Annotated in this window: 17 protein-coding genes; 9 read left to right on the forward strand and 8 right to left on the reverse strand. The window is 74.5% G+C overall.

Annotation, left to right across the window (positions count from 1 at the left end; translation table 11 throughout):
* Window positions 1–96: 96 nt before the first annotated feature.
* Complete coding sequence (locus tag E4A51_RS09870) at window positions 97–1,062, forward strand: aldo/keto reductase (RefSeq protein ID WP_134851625.1); 966 nt, start codon at window positions 97–99, stop codon at window positions 1,060–1,062.
* Complete coding sequence (locus E4A51_RS09875; RefSeq protein WP_070320070.1) at window positions 1,059–1,451, forward strand: MerR family transcriptional regulator; 393 nt, start codon at window positions 1,059–1,061, stop codon at window positions 1,449–1,451. Before E4A51_RS09870 ends, E4A51_RS09875 begins: the two co-directional genes overlap by 4 nt.
* On the opposite strand, the gene E4A51_RS09880 is transcribed toward E4A51_RS09875, so the two are convergent.
* On the reverse strand, window positions 1,417–2,826 hold the full coding sequence (locus E4A51_RS09880) for an MFS transporter (RefSeq protein ID WP_206120019.1): 1,410 nt from the start codon (window positions 2,824–2,826) through the stop codon (window positions 1,417–1,419). The genes E4A51_RS09875 and E4A51_RS09880 overlap by 35 nt on opposite strands.
* Before the next feature lie 54 nt (window positions 2,827–2,880).
* Between E4A51_RS09880 and E4A51_RS09885 the strand changes: the two genes are divergently transcribed.
* Window positions 2,881–3,516: a TetR/AcrR family transcriptional regulator gene (locus E4A51_RS09885; RefSeq protein WP_134851626.1), complete on the forward strand. Its 636-nt coding sequence runs from the start codon at window positions 2,881–2,883 to the stop codon at window positions 3,514–3,516.
* A gap of 75 nt (window positions 3,517–3,591) precedes the next feature.
* On the opposite strand, the gene E4A51_RS09890 is transcribed toward E4A51_RS09885, so the two are convergent.
* The 6 genes from E4A51_RS09890 to E4A51_RS18345 all read right to left on the reverse strand — a co-directional run bounded on the left by E4A51_RS09890 (window position 3,592) and on the right by E4A51_RS18345 (window position 10,279).
* Window positions 3,592–4,059, reverse strand: coding sequence for an ATP-binding protein (locus E4A51_RS09890; protein ID WP_206120021.1), 468 nt, complete (start codon window positions 4,057–4,059; stop codon window positions 3,592–3,594).
* 124 nt (window positions 4,060–4,183) lie between these two features.
* Complete coding sequence (locus tag E4A51_RS09895; protein WP_134851627.1) at window positions 4,184–5,188, reverse strand: hypothetical protein; 1,005 nt, start codon at window positions 5,186–5,188, stop codon at window positions 4,184–4,186.
* Entirely contained in the window at window positions 5,175–5,741 is a 567-nt protein-coding gene (locus E4A51_RS09900; protein WP_070320073.1) for a hypothetical protein, read from the reverse strand. The genes E4A51_RS09895 and E4A51_RS09900 overlap by 14 nt, the downstream gene beginning before the upstream one ends.
* 146 nt (window positions 5,742–5,887) lie before the next feature.
* A complete protein-coding gene (locus E4A51_RS09905; RefSeq protein WP_134851628.1) occupies window positions 5,888–6,568 on the reverse strand; it encodes a GNAT family N-acetyltransferase in 681 nt (226 codons plus the stop codon).
* 248 nt (window positions 6,569–6,816) lie between these two features.
* Complete coding sequence (locus E4A51_RS09910) at window positions 6,817–9,207, reverse strand: glycoside hydrolase family 9 protein (protein WP_134851629.1); 2,391 nt, start codon at window positions 9,205–9,207, stop codon at window positions 6,817–6,819.
* A 208-nt stretch (window positions 9,208–9,415) separates the two neighbouring features.
* Window positions 9,416–10,279 (reverse strand): hypothetical protein, encoded by an 864-nt coding sequence (locus tag E4A51_RS18345; RefSeq protein ID WP_046529692.1) that lies wholly within the window; start codon window positions 10,277–10,279, stop codon window positions 9,416–9,418.
* 158 nt (window positions 10,280–10,437) lie between these two features.
* On the opposite strand from E4A51_RS18345, the gene E4A51_RS09920 reads away from it, so the two are divergent.
* Together E4A51_RS09920 and E4A51_RS09925 are read left to right on the forward strand one after the other, a co-directional pair.
* On the forward strand, window positions 10,438–10,977 hold the full coding sequence (locus tag E4A51_RS09920; protein WP_070320076.1) for a peptidylprolyl isomerase: 540 nt from the start codon (window positions 10,438–10,440) through the stop codon (window positions 10,975–10,977).
* A 31-nt stretch (window positions 10,978–11,008) separates the two neighbouring features.
* Window positions 11,009–11,881: a rhomboid family intramembrane serine protease gene (locus tag E4A51_RS09925; RefSeq protein WP_046530972.1), complete on the forward strand. Its 873-nt coding sequence runs from the start codon at window positions 11,009–11,011 to the stop codon at window positions 11,879–11,881.
* Between the two features lie 166 nt (window positions 11,882–12,047).
* Here the strand turns inward: E4A51_RS09925 and E4A51_RS09930 are convergent, their stop codons facing one another.
* Complete coding sequence (locus E4A51_RS09930) at window positions 12,048–12,299, reverse strand: cell division protein CrgA (protein WP_046529694.1); 252 nt, start codon at window positions 12,297–12,299, stop codon at window positions 12,048–12,050.
* A 194-nt stretch (window positions 12,300–12,493) separates the two neighbouring features.
* Between E4A51_RS09930 and E4A51_RS09935 the strand changes: the two genes are divergently transcribed.
* Genes E4A51_RS09935 through E4A51_RS09945 form a run of 4 tightly spaced genes read left to right on the forward strand, consistent with a single transcriptional unit; the run spans window position 12,494 to window position 14,949 of the window.
* Window positions 12,494–13,354, forward strand: a complete 861-nt coding sequence (locus E4A51_RS09935) for a DUF881 domain-containing protein (protein ID WP_233421154.1) — start codon at window positions 12,494–12,496, stop codon at window positions 13,352–13,354.
* Window positions 13,351–14,121, forward strand: a complete 771-nt coding sequence (locus E4A51_RS09940) for a class E sortase (protein ID WP_070320077.1) — start codon at window positions 13,351–13,353, stop codon at window positions 14,119–14,121. Before E4A51_RS09935 ends, E4A51_RS09940 begins: the two co-directional genes overlap by 4 nt.
* Before the next feature lie 43 nt (window positions 14,122–14,164).
* Entirely contained in the window at window positions 14,165–14,329 is a 165-nt protein-coding gene (locus E4A51_RS18350) for a hypothetical protein (protein WP_156442110.1), read from the forward strand.
* Entirely contained in the window at window positions 14,326–14,949 is a 624-nt protein-coding gene (locus tag E4A51_RS09945; RefSeq protein ID WP_070320078.1) for an aminodeoxychorismate/anthranilate synthase component II, read from the forward strand. The genes E4A51_RS18350 and E4A51_RS09945 overlap by 4 nt, the downstream gene beginning before the upstream one ends.
* The last annotated feature ends 39 nt before the right edge of the window (window positions 14,950–14,988 follow it).

Genomic DNA, 14,988 nt, shown 5'->3' on the forward strand with positions numbered 1-14,988 from the left:
CCGCCCGACGGCGGGGCGTCTCGCGTCGTTCCGGGGCGTGCGCGGTCGTCGGGCCGACTTGACCTGGAGTGCGCTCCAGGCAGCAGGGTGCCGGGCATGGAGACGATCACGCTCGGACGGCAGGGGCCGGCGGTGCCCCCGCTCGCGGTGGGCACGCTGCCCTTCGGCACCACCCTCGACACCCCCACCTCGCACCGGATCCTCGACGCGGCGCTGGACGCGGGTGCGACGTTCCTCGACACCGCGAACAACTACGCCTTCTGGGTCGACGGAGCCACGGGTGACGAGTCCGAGAGCACCCTGGGCGGGTGGTTCGCCGCCCGGCGGGGTGCCCGCGACCGCGTGACGCTCGCCTCGAAGATCGGCGCTCGCCCGCGCCCGGGCGGCCGGAGCTTCGCGGACGCGCTGGGGCTGGGGGCTGCGGCCGTGCGCGCGCAGGTCGACGCGAGCCTGGCGCGGCTGCGCACCGACCGTCTGGACGTGCTCTACGCGCACGTCGACGACACCTCGGTGCCGCTCGAGGAGACGGTGGGGGCGTTGCAGGCCGAGGTGCGACGCGGGACGGCCCGCGTCATCGGCTGCTCGAACCTGACGGCCCCGCGGCTCGCGGCGGCGCTGGCGGCGGCGGGTGACGGCCCGGCCTACGCGGTGCTCCAGCAGCGCTTCACGTACCTCACGACGGTGCCGGGCGTGGACCTGCTGCCGCAGGTCGTGCTCGACGACGCCGTCAGGGGTGTCGCCGACGACGCGGACCTCACGCTGATCGGCTACTCGCCGCTGCTCCACGGCGCGTACACGCGACCTGACAAGGAGCTGCCGGAGCCCTACCGGCACGGGGGCACCGCGACGCAGCTCGCGGCGCTGGCCGACGCGGCGGCCGTCACGGGCCTGGACGCGGGGCAGGTGGTGCTCGCGTGGATGACGTCGCTCCCCCGGCCGGTGCTGCCGGTCGTGGGTGTGTCGAGCCCGGAGCAGCTCGCGTCCGCGGTGCACGCCGTGAGCGCGGGTCTGCCCGCGGAGGTGGTGGCGGCGCTCGGCGCGGCACGTACGGTGGGCCCGTGAGCGACGGCTACCCGATCGGTGAGGTCGCGCGGCGGCTGGGCCTGAGCGTCGACGCGCTGCGCTACTACGAGCGTGCGGGCGTGCTTCCGCAGGCGGAGCGGGACGCCGGCGGGCGGCGGCGGTACTCCGAGCACGACCTGCACCTGCTGGAGGTGCTGCTGCACCTGCGGGACACCGGGATGCCGCTGGCGGAGATCGCGACGTTCACGCAGCTGGTCGGGCAGGACCCCGCGGGCGTCCCGGAGCGGCTCGCGCTGCTCCGGGCGCACCGCGAGGTCCTGACGGTGCGCATCGCGGCGCTGACGCGGTCGCTGGCCGTGATCGACGGCAAGATCGCGGACTACGACGCGCGGCTCACGGCCGCAGCCGGCGCGACAGCAGGACGCTGAGCGTCGCCAGGATCCCGGTCGCGACGAACACGGCGACGAGCGCGGTCCGCAGGGCGGGCACCGAGGTGCCGGCGTGCGCGAGGGCGGCGCCGCCCACCCCGGCGACGAGGGCCGTGGCGAGGGTCTGCGCGAGCTGCAGCGAGCTGCTGACGAGCCCCTGCTGCGTGGCCGGCGCCTGCCCGAGGGTCTCGGTCGTCGAGGCGTTGAACGCCACGCCCATGCCGAGGCCTGCGACCGCCCACCCGAGCACGGCGCACCACGCGGGAACGGCGTCCGTGAGGATCGTCAGCGCGATCGCGGCGGTGCCGACGAGCAGGACCGCCGACCCGACGGCGACGCCGCGTCCGCGCGCGGTCGGACGCGCGCCGTCCCAGCGCGCCTGCAGGAACGACCCCGCGACCCAGGTCAGCGCGCCCGCGGACAGCCCGAGGCCGGCCGCCGTCGCGCTCTGCCCGCGCAGCTCCTGCAGGCCGAGGGGCAGGAACGCCTCGCTGCCGAAGTAGGCGCCGCTGAGCAGCGCGCGGACGACGATCCCGGCGGCGACGCCGCGCCGTGCGGCGAGCGTGCCGGCAGGCGTCACGCGCCGCAGCGCGGGCACCGCGGCGACGACGCCGACGACCGCGAGCACGACGAGCAGGCGCACGTCCTGCAGCAGCAGCGCGTGCAGCAGCAGCGCCGTGCCGACGGTGAGCTGGACGGAGCTCACGAGGGGGCCGCGCCACCAGGGGACGGCCGCCGGTGCCGGTGCGTCGGCGCCGGTCGCGTGGGGCAGGCGCCGCAGCGCGGGGAGCGTGAGGGCGGCCGCGACGGCGACGACGGGCAGCATCATGCCGAACACCCAGCGCCACCCGACGCCGTCGGCGAGCAGGCCCGCGGCGAAGGGCCCGACGAGCGACGGGACGGTCCACGCCGAGGACAGCAGCGCGAACATCCGCGCGCGCAGGGCCTCCGGGTAGGCCAGGCCGATCACGGTGTACGCCATGGCCATGACCGCGCCGACGCCGAGCCCCTGCAGGACGCGGCCGACGAGGAAGAGCGGCCAGGACCCCGCGACGCCCGCGACGACGCACCCGGCGAGGAAGACGACCATGCCGAGGGTCATCGGACCGGCGGGTCCGCGGCGGTCGGCGGCGCGGCCGGCGAGGACGGTGCCGACGACGTTCGCCAGCATGAGCGCGGACAGCCCCCACCCGTAGGCGCCGAGCCCGTCGAGGTCGCGGGCGATCACGGGCAGCACGGTCACGACGCCGAGCGACTCGAACGCGACCATGCCGACCGACAGCAGCACGCCGAGGGTCAGCGCCCGGTATCGCGGGCCCAGCACGCCGGTCTCGTCGTCGGTGGGCGTCACCGGGTCCCGTTGCACGTCCGTCACTGCGTCCTCCTTTTACGTTCCGTATCGAAACGAAACATATACTAGGATGACGCCATGCCCTCGCCGGAGAACACCAGCAGGCCCGCGCCCGCGCGAGGGCGGCCGCGCGACCCGCGGATCGACGCCGCGGTGCAGACCGCAGCGCTGGAGGTCCTCGAGGAGCGCGGCTACGCCGGCTTCACCCTCGACGAGGTCGCGCACCGCGCGGGCACCAGCACGCCCGCGGTGCGGCGCCGCTGGCGCTCCCGCCAGCACCTCGTGGTCGACACGCTCCTCGACCGCATCGGGCCCGCCCCCACCCCCGACACGGGGTGCACGCACTGCGACCTGATCGCCGGCATCGGCACGCTCAGCCCCGCGTTCGGCGCCGGCCTCGGGCGTCGCGTGCTCCCCGCGCTCGTCGCCGACCTCGCGGACGACCCCGAGCTCGAGGCCGAGTTCTTCGGGCGGCTCTTCCACCCCCGCCGCGCCTCGACGGCCGAGGCGCTGCGCCGCGGTGTCGAGCGCGGCGACATCGTGCCCGACGCCGACGTCGACCTCCTGCTCGACATGCTCGGCGCGACCGCCTACTACCGGCTCCTGTTCGGCCACCTGCCCGTCACGCCGTCGCTCGCCGAGGACGTCGTCCACGTCGTCATGGCCGGGGTCGCCACGGACTCCTGGCGGTCCCGCCACGCGCACGAGCGCTGACCGCGGTCGACGGCGCGACGAAGGACCAGCGCCGACCGCGCCGGGTCACGGCCGACCGACCGGGTGGTCCGGCCGTCAGCGGACGGGGAACGTCGCCCAGATGTTCTTGGTCGAGTCCGTGGTGTACCACCCGACCTCGAGCGACAGCTGCCGCGCGAGGTGCAGCCCGAGCCCGCCCGCGCCCGTGATGCGCGCGCCCGCGTACACGGGGACCGACTCGGGGTCGTGGTCGGCGACGTCGAGCAGCCAGCTGTCGTCACGCCGCGAGAGCTGCACGATCGTCGGCGGCAGCCCGTGCGTGAGCGCGTTCGCCGCGAGCTCGGTCGCGATGAGCACGAGCTTCTTGGGCGTGCCGGCCAGGTCCTGCAGGCCGCCCGCCTCCCCGTCGGCGATCGTGCTGGCGAGCTCGTGCCGCAGGTTGCGCAGCTGAGCGGTCGTCTCGAGGGACCACCGCCGCACGGGCGCGAAGCCCTCCGGGGGGCGGCTCAGCGGCAGCCCCGCGTCCGCCTCCGGCACCTCGAACACCGCTCCGCCGTCCGACACACGCCCCTCCTCGACATGGTGAGAGGACGAGCCTCACAGGGCGCGGGCGATCCCGCACCCGGAAGCGCGTCCGGCGCCCACCGAGATCGTCCGGGTCGGAGCGGTCCGACGGTCGAGACGCGCGTCACCGCGCGACGTCGCGCCGCCAGCGTGCGTCGTCGCGACACCATCGTCGCCCCGGCGTACAGATCGTGACGTCATCGGTGTACCAGTAGGTCGCGTCGGGGTCCCACCCGGCCAGCACGGTCGCGGTCTCCTTCCCCACGGGCAGCGCACGGCCGGCGGCGGCGGCCCACGCCAGGACCGTGACGTGCACGCCGTCGTACGCGTCGGCGATCGCGCGGTGGTCCGGCACGAGCCACCGGCCCGAGCGCCCCGTGGTCTCGTACCAGTCGCGCTGCCGGGACGCCGTCACCTCGAGCGGGTGGTCGGCGACCAGGGCGGCGACGTCCTCCGGCCCGGTGAGCTCGAGGACGCGCGCGCCGGCCGGGACGTCGACGGCGTACGCGGTCACCACGTCCCAGCCGTCCCCGTCCTCGACGAGGTCGAAGCCCGGTGCCGTGCCGTCCGGAAGGCGTCGGGTCGTCCGGGTCAGGCCGGCGGACGCCGGCGTGCTCCACCACGACCCGCTCACCGGCCGGCGACGTCCGCCGGCCTCCCGTTCCTCCGCGACCACCCGCGCACGCCAGGCGTCGAGCGCGGCGAGCACGCCCTCGCCGCGGGCAGGTGCGGCGTCGTCGTACGCCGTGAGGACCTGCGCCGCGGTCGTGCAGGGCTGCGACCACCACCCCGTGGACGGTGCAGCGAGCACAGCGCGGGCGACGGGCTCGAGCGCCGCCACGACGCGGGGGTCGGCCAGCACGGCGTCCTGCTCGTCCGGCGGCTGCCAGTACCGTGCGCCGGCGACGGCGAGGTCGAGAGCGCGTGACACGTCCGCGGGCGTCGGCGCGACGTCGCCCGCGGACCTCAGGGCGTCGACGACGTGGCGCGTCCCGGCGGGATCGGCCGCCGCGGCGCGGACGGCCGCCCGGGCTGCGGGCACGGCGTCGGCCACGACCTCCCAGCACACCGTGCGGCCCCGCGGCCCGGCGAGCAGCAGGTCGACGGTCGCGGCGTCAGCCGTGCGCACCCGCGCGCGCCCGGGTCAGGACGTCGACGAGGACGTCGTCGGTGTAGACCGGCTGCGGCTGGTCGGTGACGCGGCCCTCGTCGAGGGTCGACCAGTGCCAGTGCGGGTGCACGGCGGCGGTCGTCGCGTCGTCGTCGAGGCGCAGGTCGAGGACGACCGCGTAGCGGTACCCGAAGCGGCGCTGGATGGCCTGCGCGACGCCCAGGTCGGCCGAGCCGGGCGCGGCGGTCGCGGCGTCCGCGGTGAGCTCCACGAGCAGCAGGTTGTGCTCGGGTCCCAGCCGGCCACGGTGGTGGACGATCAGGTGTGGTGCGCGGTGCGTCGGACCGTCGAGGCGCACGGACTCCTCGAGGACCATGCCCGACCGGTCGTAGTCCGCGTCGACGTCCCAGGTCTTCTCGATCGTGCCGCGCAGGTTCCACCCGAGGTGGAACGACACGGTGCGTTCGGTGGGGCGGCTCGTGCCGGCGGACGGCGCGAACATCGTCCACTCGTCGACGAGCGTCGCGGTGAGGGCGATCCGCACCCGGGCCTGGAGGTCGGCGAGCTGCATGCGGGGACGGTACCCCCGCGGGGCCGTGGCGCACAGGGACTTCGGTCGACGGATCGTCTTGCGAAGGTGAGGCGATCACCACACGTGGGGCGAGCGACGGCAAAGTGCCCAGCGTGGGGCGTCGCCCGACCGGGGCACCCCCGGCTTCAGGGCGCGAGCCCGAGCTGGTCGAGGACGGGGTCGAGGCCCTCGATCCGGACGTCGAGACGCAAGGCGTCCGGCCGTGCGTCCCACGCCTCGCGGTCGAGCGCGAACTGCCGGCTGTCCACGGCGGCACCGTCGCGGGCCGTCCGGACCACGCCGTTGTCGCGGTAGCCGATCTTGCGGCTCACACCCGTCGACCCCGGGTTGTCGACGAACGCCGAGCTCGTGGCGCGCTCGGCGGCGAGGCCCTCGAACAGCAGGTGCAGGATCAGCAGGCGCATGCGCGTGCCGACGCCGCCGTGCTGGTGCCGTAGGCCGAGCCACGAGCCCGTCTCGGCCGTCCGCGTGATGCGGAAGTCCTTCGCGTACATGCCCTGCAGGCCCAGCGGCTCGCCGTCGCGCAGCACCGCGAGCTCGATCGCCCAGTCGGCAGGCGTCGTCCGCTGCCGCAGGCCCCACTGGTACGTCATGACGCTGCGCGCCACCTGCACGGGCGTGCCGCGCGTCCACGGCACGACGAACGGCATCTCGTCCTCGCGGTGCACGCCCTGCGCCGCCAGGCGCGCGAGGTCGAGCATGGTGCGGTCGTCGGGCGCGCGCAGCTCGAGGTCGTCGGACACCACCCGCAGCCCCGTGAGCGGCCAGATCTCGACGTCGGTGAGGGGAGCGGGGGTGTCGACCATGACCGCAGCGTCCTCGCGCGCGGCGTCGCCGGTCAACCGCGAATCGCCGCGCGCGGGTCGTGCACGGGTCGTGCGCGACGCGGCCGACGAGGGCGCCGCCCGTGCCGGGCGGCGCCCTCGTCCGGCGTCCGGCCACCCCCGTGCCGGACGCCGCACCCGGGGACGGCGGACGCGGACCGCGCGCTCCCCGGGGGTGGTGCGGTCCCGGTCCGGCGACGGCGAGGTCGAACCGGGCCGGGACCCGCTCGTCAGCCTGTCGTGCAGGCCGTGCCGTTGACGGCGAACGCCGTCGGTGCGGGGTTCTGGCCGGTGTGCGAACCGTTGAACCCGAGGTCGACGGACGCGCCCGGTGCGAGCGTGGCGTTCCACGCCGCACCCGTCGCGGTGACCTTCGCACCGGTCTGCGACCAGGTCGCGCTCCAGCCCTGCGTGAGCTGCTGGCCCGGAGCCAGGTCGAACGTCAGCGACCAGGTGAGGGGAGCGGCGCCGGTGTTCCGCAGGCGGACCGAGGCCGTGAAGCCCGTGCTCCACGAGCTCGCGGCGTAGGTGACGGCGCACGTCGCAGGACCGGACGTCGGCGTGGGTGTCGGCGTCGCCGTGGGCGTGGGTGTCGGTGTCGGTGTGACGGTGGGCGTCGGGGTCACCGTCGGCGTCGGGGTCGCGGTGGGTGTCGGCGTCGCGGTGGGTGTCGGCGTCGGGCCGCCCGGCTCCGTGCCCCACACCAGCACGCCCTTGTCGTACAGCGTGATCGCGCGCGTCTTCACCGGGTCGCCCGTCGCCGGCAGCCCGACGAACGACGGGTCGTTCGTCGCGTCCCAGCCCGCCGCGCCCGTGACACGGAACTGGATCTCGCGGCGGTGCTGCGACTGCCCCCCGGGGTGGATGTCCTGGCCCACGCAGCTGAGCTCGGCGTAGTAGAGGGCGCCGCCCGCAGGGACGACCTTCGCGGGCGTCGTGCCGCACTCGCTGTAGTTGGTGGTCACCGCGAGGCTCGAGGCCGGGACGCCGGCGTCGAGCGTGAACCAGTACCTGACCGTGGCGTTCTTCAGGGACCTGGCGGGGAACGCCGAGCGGTTGCGGACGATCGCCTTGACCTCGGTGAACGTGCCGCCGGCCGGCTGGTTGAGTTTGGCCTCGACGAACAGCTCGTCCTGGTCGGGCGTCTCGGCGACCGGGAAGCCGGCGAGCGGCGTGCCGCCGTACTGCGCCGTGAGGTAGGCCAGGGCGCTCGTGAAGCCCGCGTTGTAGTCGGTCGCGACCTCGTTGGCGACGTAGTCGTCGCGGCTGTCGGTGTAGGCGTCGTTCGCGGACCCGGGGCCGCCGACGAGCGCGCCGTACAGCACGTGCCGCGTCTCGACCGGCACCTTGCTGGAGTCCTGCCACGACCCGTGCGCGGTGCGGTGGTGCGGGTTCTGCGGCGGGTTGGCGCCGAACCCGACGACGTACGACGACTTGCGCGGGTTGTCGCCGAGCGCGTACCCGATCTGCCGCACGCCGAAGTCGTGGTACCGCGCCTTGCGCGTCGGGTCGGTGAGCCAGTCGCTGTACACGAGCGCGACGAACGACGTGTTGGCGGCGTACCGCAGCGCACCCCACGAGTCGAGCACGGCCAGACCGCCGGGGGAGTAGGTGATCCGCTCGCCGTCGTAGCCCGACGTCCAGTAGTCGAGCCAGCGGTTCGCGTCGTCGACGTACTTCTGCTTGCCCGTCTCCATCGCGAGCAGCGCGTACGCGGCGTAGGACTTGTCGTCCCACGCGACCGTCCACTTGTACGACTTGAGGTTCGTCTGGTTCTGGTTGCTGAGCTTGTCGTACTCGGTCTCGGCCTTCGCGAGGTACATCGCGTCACCCGTGGCCTTGTACAACCAGTAGGCGCCCCACACCAGCTCGTCCTGGTAGCCCGACCACGACTTGTAGAACGCCTGCGCGTCCGTGACGCAGTCCGAGTAGTTCCCGCGGTAGGTGTCGGCGAACGTGTACAGCTGCTTCGCGTGCGTCAGGAGCGTCGCCGAGTACGCCGGGTCGGCCGTCTTGAAGACGATCGACGCGGACGCCATGGCGGCGGCCGTCTCGCCGGCGGCGTCCGACCCCGGGCACGTCGCGCTGATCTTGTACGCCGGGCGCGGCATCGTCATGACCTCCGCGGGGCCCCACCACTTGTGGTCGTCGTCGCCCTTGCCGACCTGGACGTACAGCTCGTTCGGCGCCGTGTGGGCCTTGACCAGGTAGTCGTTGACCCAGCGGAGGTTGTCGCGCAGCTCGTCGAGCTGGCCGGCCTGCGCGTAGCCCTCGGGGCTCTCGATGGCGCCCCAGGCGAGCATCGTCGCCGAGAACGCCATCGGCAGCCCGAACTTCACGTGGTCGCCCGCGTCGTACCACCCGCCCGTGAGGTCCTTGCCGACGTCCTTGCCGTCGTCGAGGCCCGAGTCGCCGCGCCAGGACACCGGGAAGTCATCGGGCAGGTCGCCCGAGCGCTGCGCCTGGTAGAAGAACATCGACTTCTGCAGCGCCTCGGCGTAGTTGTGCGCGGGTGCCGCCTGGGCGGCCTGGAGGGGCACGAGCGTGCCGGCGACGACCGCGGCCACGGCGGCGCCCGCCCACAGCGCGCGACGCGGGCGGGAAGAGGTGAGGCGAGACATCGGCGTCCCTTCGCGAGGGGGGAGGAGCGCCGGTGGAGCGCTCCCACACCCCGTCACCGGGGTGCGACGACGTCGTCGCACCGGGGGTGGGGGCGTACCGCGATCGTCGTGACGAGGGACGCGAGGGTCAACGACCGAACCGTTTAGGCCGGACGCACCGCGGCCCCGGACCGACGGACGGTCCGGGGCCGCGGGACGGCGTGCGACGTCAGGCGCTGGGGGTGTCGCCCTCGTCCGGCGTCTTCGGCGCCGTGCGTCGCGTCGCCTTGCGCGCGGTCTCCTGCGCGGCGTCCTTCGCCTCCTTGGCCTTCTCGCCGACCTCCTCGGCCGCGTGCGACACGGCCTCGGCGGCCTTGCGGCTCGCCTCGCGGCCCTTCGCGACCGCCGAGCCGGCGGCCTCGCCCACGGCGTCCGCCGCGTCGCCGACGGCGTCCTGCAGGTCGCCCGCGGCCGCGTTGGCACGTGCCTTGAGCGAGTCGCCGCCGAGCGAGTCGGCCGGCTCCCACGGCTCGGCCCACGGGTCCGTCGTCGAGCGCGACCGCAGCCACGCGAACGCCGCGGCACCCGCACCCGCCACGAGCGCGACGGTCCAGAACACCTTGGCGCCCGAACGGCCCTTCTCGGCCTTGGCCGCCTCCTTGGCCGCCTTCTTCGCGGCCTTCGCGACCTTCTTCGAGTGCTTGCCGGCCTGCGTCGCGGCGACGTCCGCCGCGTGCTCGACCTGAGCCCCCGCGCGCACCGCGGCGTCGTTCACGGCCGCGACGAGCTTCGGGATCAGCTCCTCGACGAGCTTGTCGTGCGCGGTGTCGATCGCCGGCGTCGCCTTCTTGGCGGCCTTCTCGACCTGGGGCGCGGCGGTCTTCACGCTCTCCTTGTAGAGGTGCTCGACGCGCGGCGTCAGCCAGTCCACGAACGCCTCGATGCGCGGGGTCGTCCACTCCTTCGCCTGACCGGCGGCGTCGGACGCCCGGTGGGCCGCGTCCTTCGCTCCGTCGGCGAGCGTCGCGCCGAGGTCGGCCGCGTGCCCCTTGAGTCGTTCGGTGTCGACGTCGATCTTCGGACGATGGGTCATCTGCCACTCCCGGACTGGTCTCGGCTGGTCCCGACGCTGTGACCTCCCACTCTGCCACCGTCCGCGCGCGTGCGCCCGGTGCAGCGGGGTGGTTCGCCGGGGGCGAAGTGCGGCGCACGCCCGGGCGAGGCGTCGGCGGCGGGTGCCAGACTGGCCCCATGTTCGCGACCATCCACACGTCCGCCGGTGACATCCGGGTCGAGCTGTACGAGAACCACGCGCCGCGCACCGTCGAGAACTTCGTCGGGCTGGCCAAGGGCACGATCGAGTGGACGGACCCGTCCACCGGCGCCCCGCGCACCGACGCGCTCTACGACGGCGTGATCTTCCACCGCGTGATCCCCGACTTCATGATCCAGGGCGGCGACCCGCTCGGCAGCGGCCGCGGCGGCCCCGGCTACCAGTTCGACGACGAGATCCACCCCGAGCTGACGTTCTCGGAGCCCTACCTGCTCGCCATGGCGAACGCGGGCAAGCGCCTCGACCCCGTCACGGGCAAGGTCGGCGGCACCAACGGCTCGCAGTTCTTCATCTCGGTCGCCGCGACCCCGTGGCTCAACGGCAAGCACACGATCTTCGGCAAGGTCGCGGACGACGCGAGCCGCCAGGTCGTCGACGCGATCGCGACGACGCCGACGCGCCCGGGCGACCGCCCCGTGCAGGACGTGACGATCACATCGATCACGGTGGAGGACTGAGATCAGCGGTCCCCACGTGCCGGGCGGCCCCGTGCCGGGGCCGCCCGCCGTCCCCGGTGACGGCGGCGCCGGGGCCCCCGTGTGCCCCCGCCACCCCGACCGCGTGTCCTACGTGCGGTGCCAGCGCTGCGGCCGGCCCGCGTGCCCCGAGTGCCAGCGTCCCGCGGCCGTCGGCGTGCACTGCGTGGACTGCGTCGCCGAGGCCGCGCGCACGTCGCGCGAGGGCCGCACGGTGTTCGGCGGTCGCGTGCGCGGCGGCCGGCCGGTCGTCACGCTGACGTTCATCGGCCTGTGCGTCGTCTCGTACCTGCTGCAGCTGACGGTGCCCGGCTGGACGATGCGCTGGGTGTTCAGCCCCAGCATCGGCGAGGTCGAGCCGTGGCGCTTCCTCACCGCCGCGTTCCTGCACTCGCAGGGCCAGGTCTTCCACATCCTGTTCAACATGATCGCGCTGTGGATGGTCGGCCCCTACCTCGAGCAGGCGCTGGGCCGCGCCCGCTTCGCGACCCTCTACCTGCTGAGCGCCGTCGGCGGCTCGGTCGGCGCCGTCGTGCTCGCCCCGGTCGTCGGGGGGTGGAACGTGGGCCTGGTGGGCGCGTCGGGCGCGGTGTTCGGGTTGTTCGGCGCCGTGCTGGTCGTCATGCGCCGCCTGGGTCGGGACGCCGGGCCGATCATCGGGATCCTCGTGCTCAACGGGGTCCTCGGCTTCGTGCTGCCCGGGATCGCGTGGCAGGCCCACCTGGGGGGCCTGGTCGTGGGCGCGGCGCTCGGTGCCGCCTTCGCGTACGTCCCGCGCGAGCGGCGCGCGCTGGTCGGGTGGGCCGCCCCCGCGGTCGTCGCGGCGGTGCTGCTCGGGGCGACGCTGGCGGTCTACTCGGCGTACCCGATCTGGGCGAGGCTGTGACCGCCCCCAGGGTTGCTCACAGCTGTGGAATTACACGCGTGTAGTTATCCACAGCTCTGTGCACCGCCTGGGGATGACGAACGGCGGCGGATGTGGACGAGGCTGTGCGCACCGGGGTGCGCACAGCCTCGTCACGTGCGGGGACGCCCTGCGGGCGTCGGGGCGGTCAGCGCCAGCGGGAGAACATCCCGAAGCCGACGATGATGATCGCGAACCCGATGCCCAGGTTCCACTGGCCGATCCCCGGCACGGGGTACGCGGCACCCGGCGACAGGTACGTCACGACCAGCCAGACCAGCCCGAGGATCATGAGGCCCAGCGCGACCGGCAGGAACCACCGGGGCAGCGGCGCGGGGGCCGACGCCTTCGTGGGGGGCGGCGTGTACGCCGCCTTCTTGCGCGACTTCGACTCGGGCACGGGGTGGCTCCTGTCTGCGACGGTGCGGTGAGCAGGCGGCGCGTCGACGCCACGGGCACGGTCGGCGCCCGACGACGGCCGGGTGCCGGGACGTCGTCGACCTGCGGACCGGTGTCGGCATGGCGCCGAACGTGACCTAGCGTAGTGCCGTCGCCCCGCCGCCCGTGCGCGGGGTACGGCGGAGGGAGCCGGGCGTGACGCACGACGCGCACAGCGACGCGCAGGACACCGCGCGCACGATCGCGGCCCCGCCACGCGCCCGCGTCGCCGGGATGCGTCGCGGCGCCGTCGCCGTCGGCCTCGTCCTCGGCCTCTCCGGGCTGCTCTTCACCGTCAACGCGCGCGCCGCCGACGCGGGCGACGGGCGCCACCCGCAGAACCTCGCCGAGCTCACGCAGCAGCAGGCCGCGAACGTCGAGCGGCTGTCGGTCGAGGTCGACACGCTCCGCGCCCAGGTGCAGTCGCTCACGGCCGAGCAGGACGCGCTCGCGGGGCGCCCCGGGGCCCAGCCGCTCCCGGCGCAGCTGGTCGAGGGCGGTTCCGCGCCCGTGACGGGCCGTGGTCTCGTGATCCAGCTCGACGACGCACCGGCCGACACGCGCCGGGACGACGTCCGGGCCGACCTGCTGGTGGTGCACCAGGAGGACATCCAGACCGTCATGAACGCGCTGTGGGCCGGCGGCGCCGAGGCCATGGGCCTCATGGACCAGCGTGTGGTGGCGACGACGGGCGTGCAGTGCCAGGGCAACGTCCTGCGGCTGCACGGGCGCATGTACTCGCCGCCGTTCGTCGTCACCGCCGTGGGCGATCCCGACCGGCTGCGCGCCGCGCTCGAGGACGACCCCGCCGTCCGCACCTACGTCCGGCAGTCCGGCGAGCTCGGGCTCGGCTGGCACGTCGAGAGCAAGGACCGCCTCGAGCTGCCCGCCTACTCCGGTGCGACGGAGCTGAACTGGGCGCAGGTCCCCGACGACGTCGACGTCCTGCCCGGGGACGACACGACGCCGCCCGCGACGGCCCGTGCCGCGCGCACGCCCGAGGACGGTGCCCGATGACGGCCGCGACGACGCCCGGCCGACCCGCGGCGCACGCCCGGCCGCCGCGCGCGCGTCGCGGTGGCGGCGTCGTGTACGGCGTGATCGGCGTGCTCGGCGAGCTGCTCATCACCGTCGGCGTGCTGCTCCTCGGCTTCCTCGTGTGGCAGCTGTGGTGGACGGACGTCGAGGGTGACGCCGCGCAGGCGCAGATCGTGCGCGACCTCGGGTACGTGGCGCCCACGCCGGCGACCTCGCAGGACGACGGCGTCGCCGACCCCAGCACCGAGGACCCCCCGGTGCTCGCCGAGCCGGAGCACGCCGTCTCGTTCGCCACGCTGACCGTGCCGCGCTGGGAGGGCGAGCCCGCGCGGCCCATCAGCCAGGGCACCGACCGTCCCACCGTGCTCGACGTGCTCGGCATCGGGCACTACGAGGGCACCGCGATGCCCGGCGGCGTCGGCAACTTCGCGCTCGCGGGGCACCGCGTCACGTTCGGCAAGCCGTTCAACCGCATCGAGGAGCTCCAGGTCGGCGACCCGCTCGTGGTCTGGACCCCGGACGCCTGGTACGTGTACCGCGTGACCTCCTCCGAGGTCGTCATGCCCGCCGACGTGCGCGTGATCGAACCCGTGCCCAACGAGCCGGGGGTCGAGCCCACCGAGCGCTACATCACCCTCACGACCTGCCACCCGATGTTCTCCGCGCGCGAGCGGTACATCGTGCACGGCGTGCTCGACTACTGGGCGCCGACGTCGAGCGGCACCCCCGCGGAGCTGCTCGGATGACCCGGGCGCCGGGCGGGCGGCCGCGGACCACCACGGGAGGCTCATGATGTACGGATGGCTCTGGCGGCACCTGCCGGGACCGACCGTCGTGCGGCTGCTGATCGCCCTGCTGCTCGCGGCGGGCGTGCTGGCCGCGTGCTTCCTGTGGGTCTACCCGGCCGTCGCGCCGTACATGCCCTTCAACGAGACCACGGTGGGTGAGGGATGACGCGGATCCTCGTCGTCGACAACTACGACTCGTTCGTCTACACGATCGTCGGCTACCTCGACCAGCTCGGGGCGACCACCGAGGTCGTGCGGAACGACGCGGTGCCCCCGGCGGCCGAGCGCGCCGGGTACGACGGGGTGCTGGTCTCCCCGGGGCCGGGCGCGCCGTCCGACGCCGGCCAGAGCCTCCAGGTGATCCGCGACTGCGCGACGTCGGGCACCCCGATGCTCGGCGTGTGCCTGGGGCACCAGGCGCTCGGCGAGGTGTTCGGCGGCACGGTCACGCACGCGCCCGAGCTCATGCACGGCAAGACCAGCCCCGTCGAGCACGACGGGCAGGGCGTCCTCGCGGGTCTGCCGTCGCCGTTCACCGCGACGCGCTACCACTCGCTCGCGGTCGTGGACGGCACGTTCTCCGACGAGCTGGTCGTGACCGCGCGCACCAACGGCATCGTCATGGGGCTCCAGCACCGCGACCTGCCGCTGCACGGCGTGCAGTTCCACCCCGAGTCCGTGCTCACCGAGGGCGGGCACCGCCTGCTCGCGAACTGGCTGCAGGTCTGCGGCTCCGGCGACGCGGTCGAGCGGTCCGCGGGGCTGCACCCGCTCGTGCGGCTCTAGGCAGCGACGGACGACGCCCCCCGACCCGTTCCGGTCGGG

The sequence above is a fragment of the Cellulomonas sp. HD19AZ1 genome, from assembly GCF_004535805.1.
In the GTDB taxonomy this organism is placed as follows: Bacteria; Actinomycetota; Actinomycetes; order Actinomycetales; family Cellulomonadaceae; genus Cellulomonas; species Cellulomonas iranensis.

Excerpts from the sequence above, each read along its gene's own strand:
- E4A51_RS09870 (WP_134851625.1), top strand. The coding sequence starts at position 97 with ATGGAGACGATCACGCTCGGACGGCAGGGGCCGGCGGTGCCCCCGCTC.
- E4A51_RS09920 (WP_070320076.1), top strand. The coding sequence starts at position 10,438 with ATGTTCGCGACCATCCACACGTCCGCCGGTGACATCCGGGTCGAGCTG.
- E4A51_RS09910 (WP_134851629.1), bottom strand. The coding sequence starts at position 9,207 with ATGTCTCGCCTCACCTCTTCCCGCCCGCGTCGCGCGCTGTGGGCGGGC.
- E4A51_RS09900 (WP_070320073.1), bottom strand. The coding sequence starts at position 5,741 with ATGCAGCTCGCCGACCTCCAGGCCCGGGTGCGGATCGCCCTCACCGCG.
- E4A51_RS09905 (WP_134851628.1), bottom strand. The coding sequence starts at position 6,568 with ATGGTCGACACCCCCGCTCCCCTCACCGACGTCGAGATCTGGCCGCTC.
- E4A51_RS09885 (WP_134851626.1), top strand. The coding sequence starts at position 2,881 with ATGCCCTCGCCGGAGAACACCAGCAGGCCCGCGCCCGCGCGAGGGCGG.
- E4A51_RS18345 (WP_046529692.1), bottom strand. The coding sequence starts at position 10,279 with ATGACCCATCGTCCGAAGATCGACGTCGACACCGAACGACTCAAGGGG.
- E4A51_RS18350 (WP_156442110.1), top strand. The coding sequence starts at position 14,165 with ATGATGTACGGATGGCTCTGGCGGCACCTGCCGGGACCGACCGTCGTG.
- E4A51_RS09940 (WP_070320077.1), top strand. The coding sequence starts at position 13,351 with ATGACGGCCGCGACGACGCCCGGCCGACCCGCGGCGCACGCCCGGCCG.
- E4A51_RS09945 (WP_070320078.1), top strand. The coding sequence starts at position 14,326 with ATGACGCGGATCCTCGTCGTCGACAACTACGACTCGTTCGTCTACACG.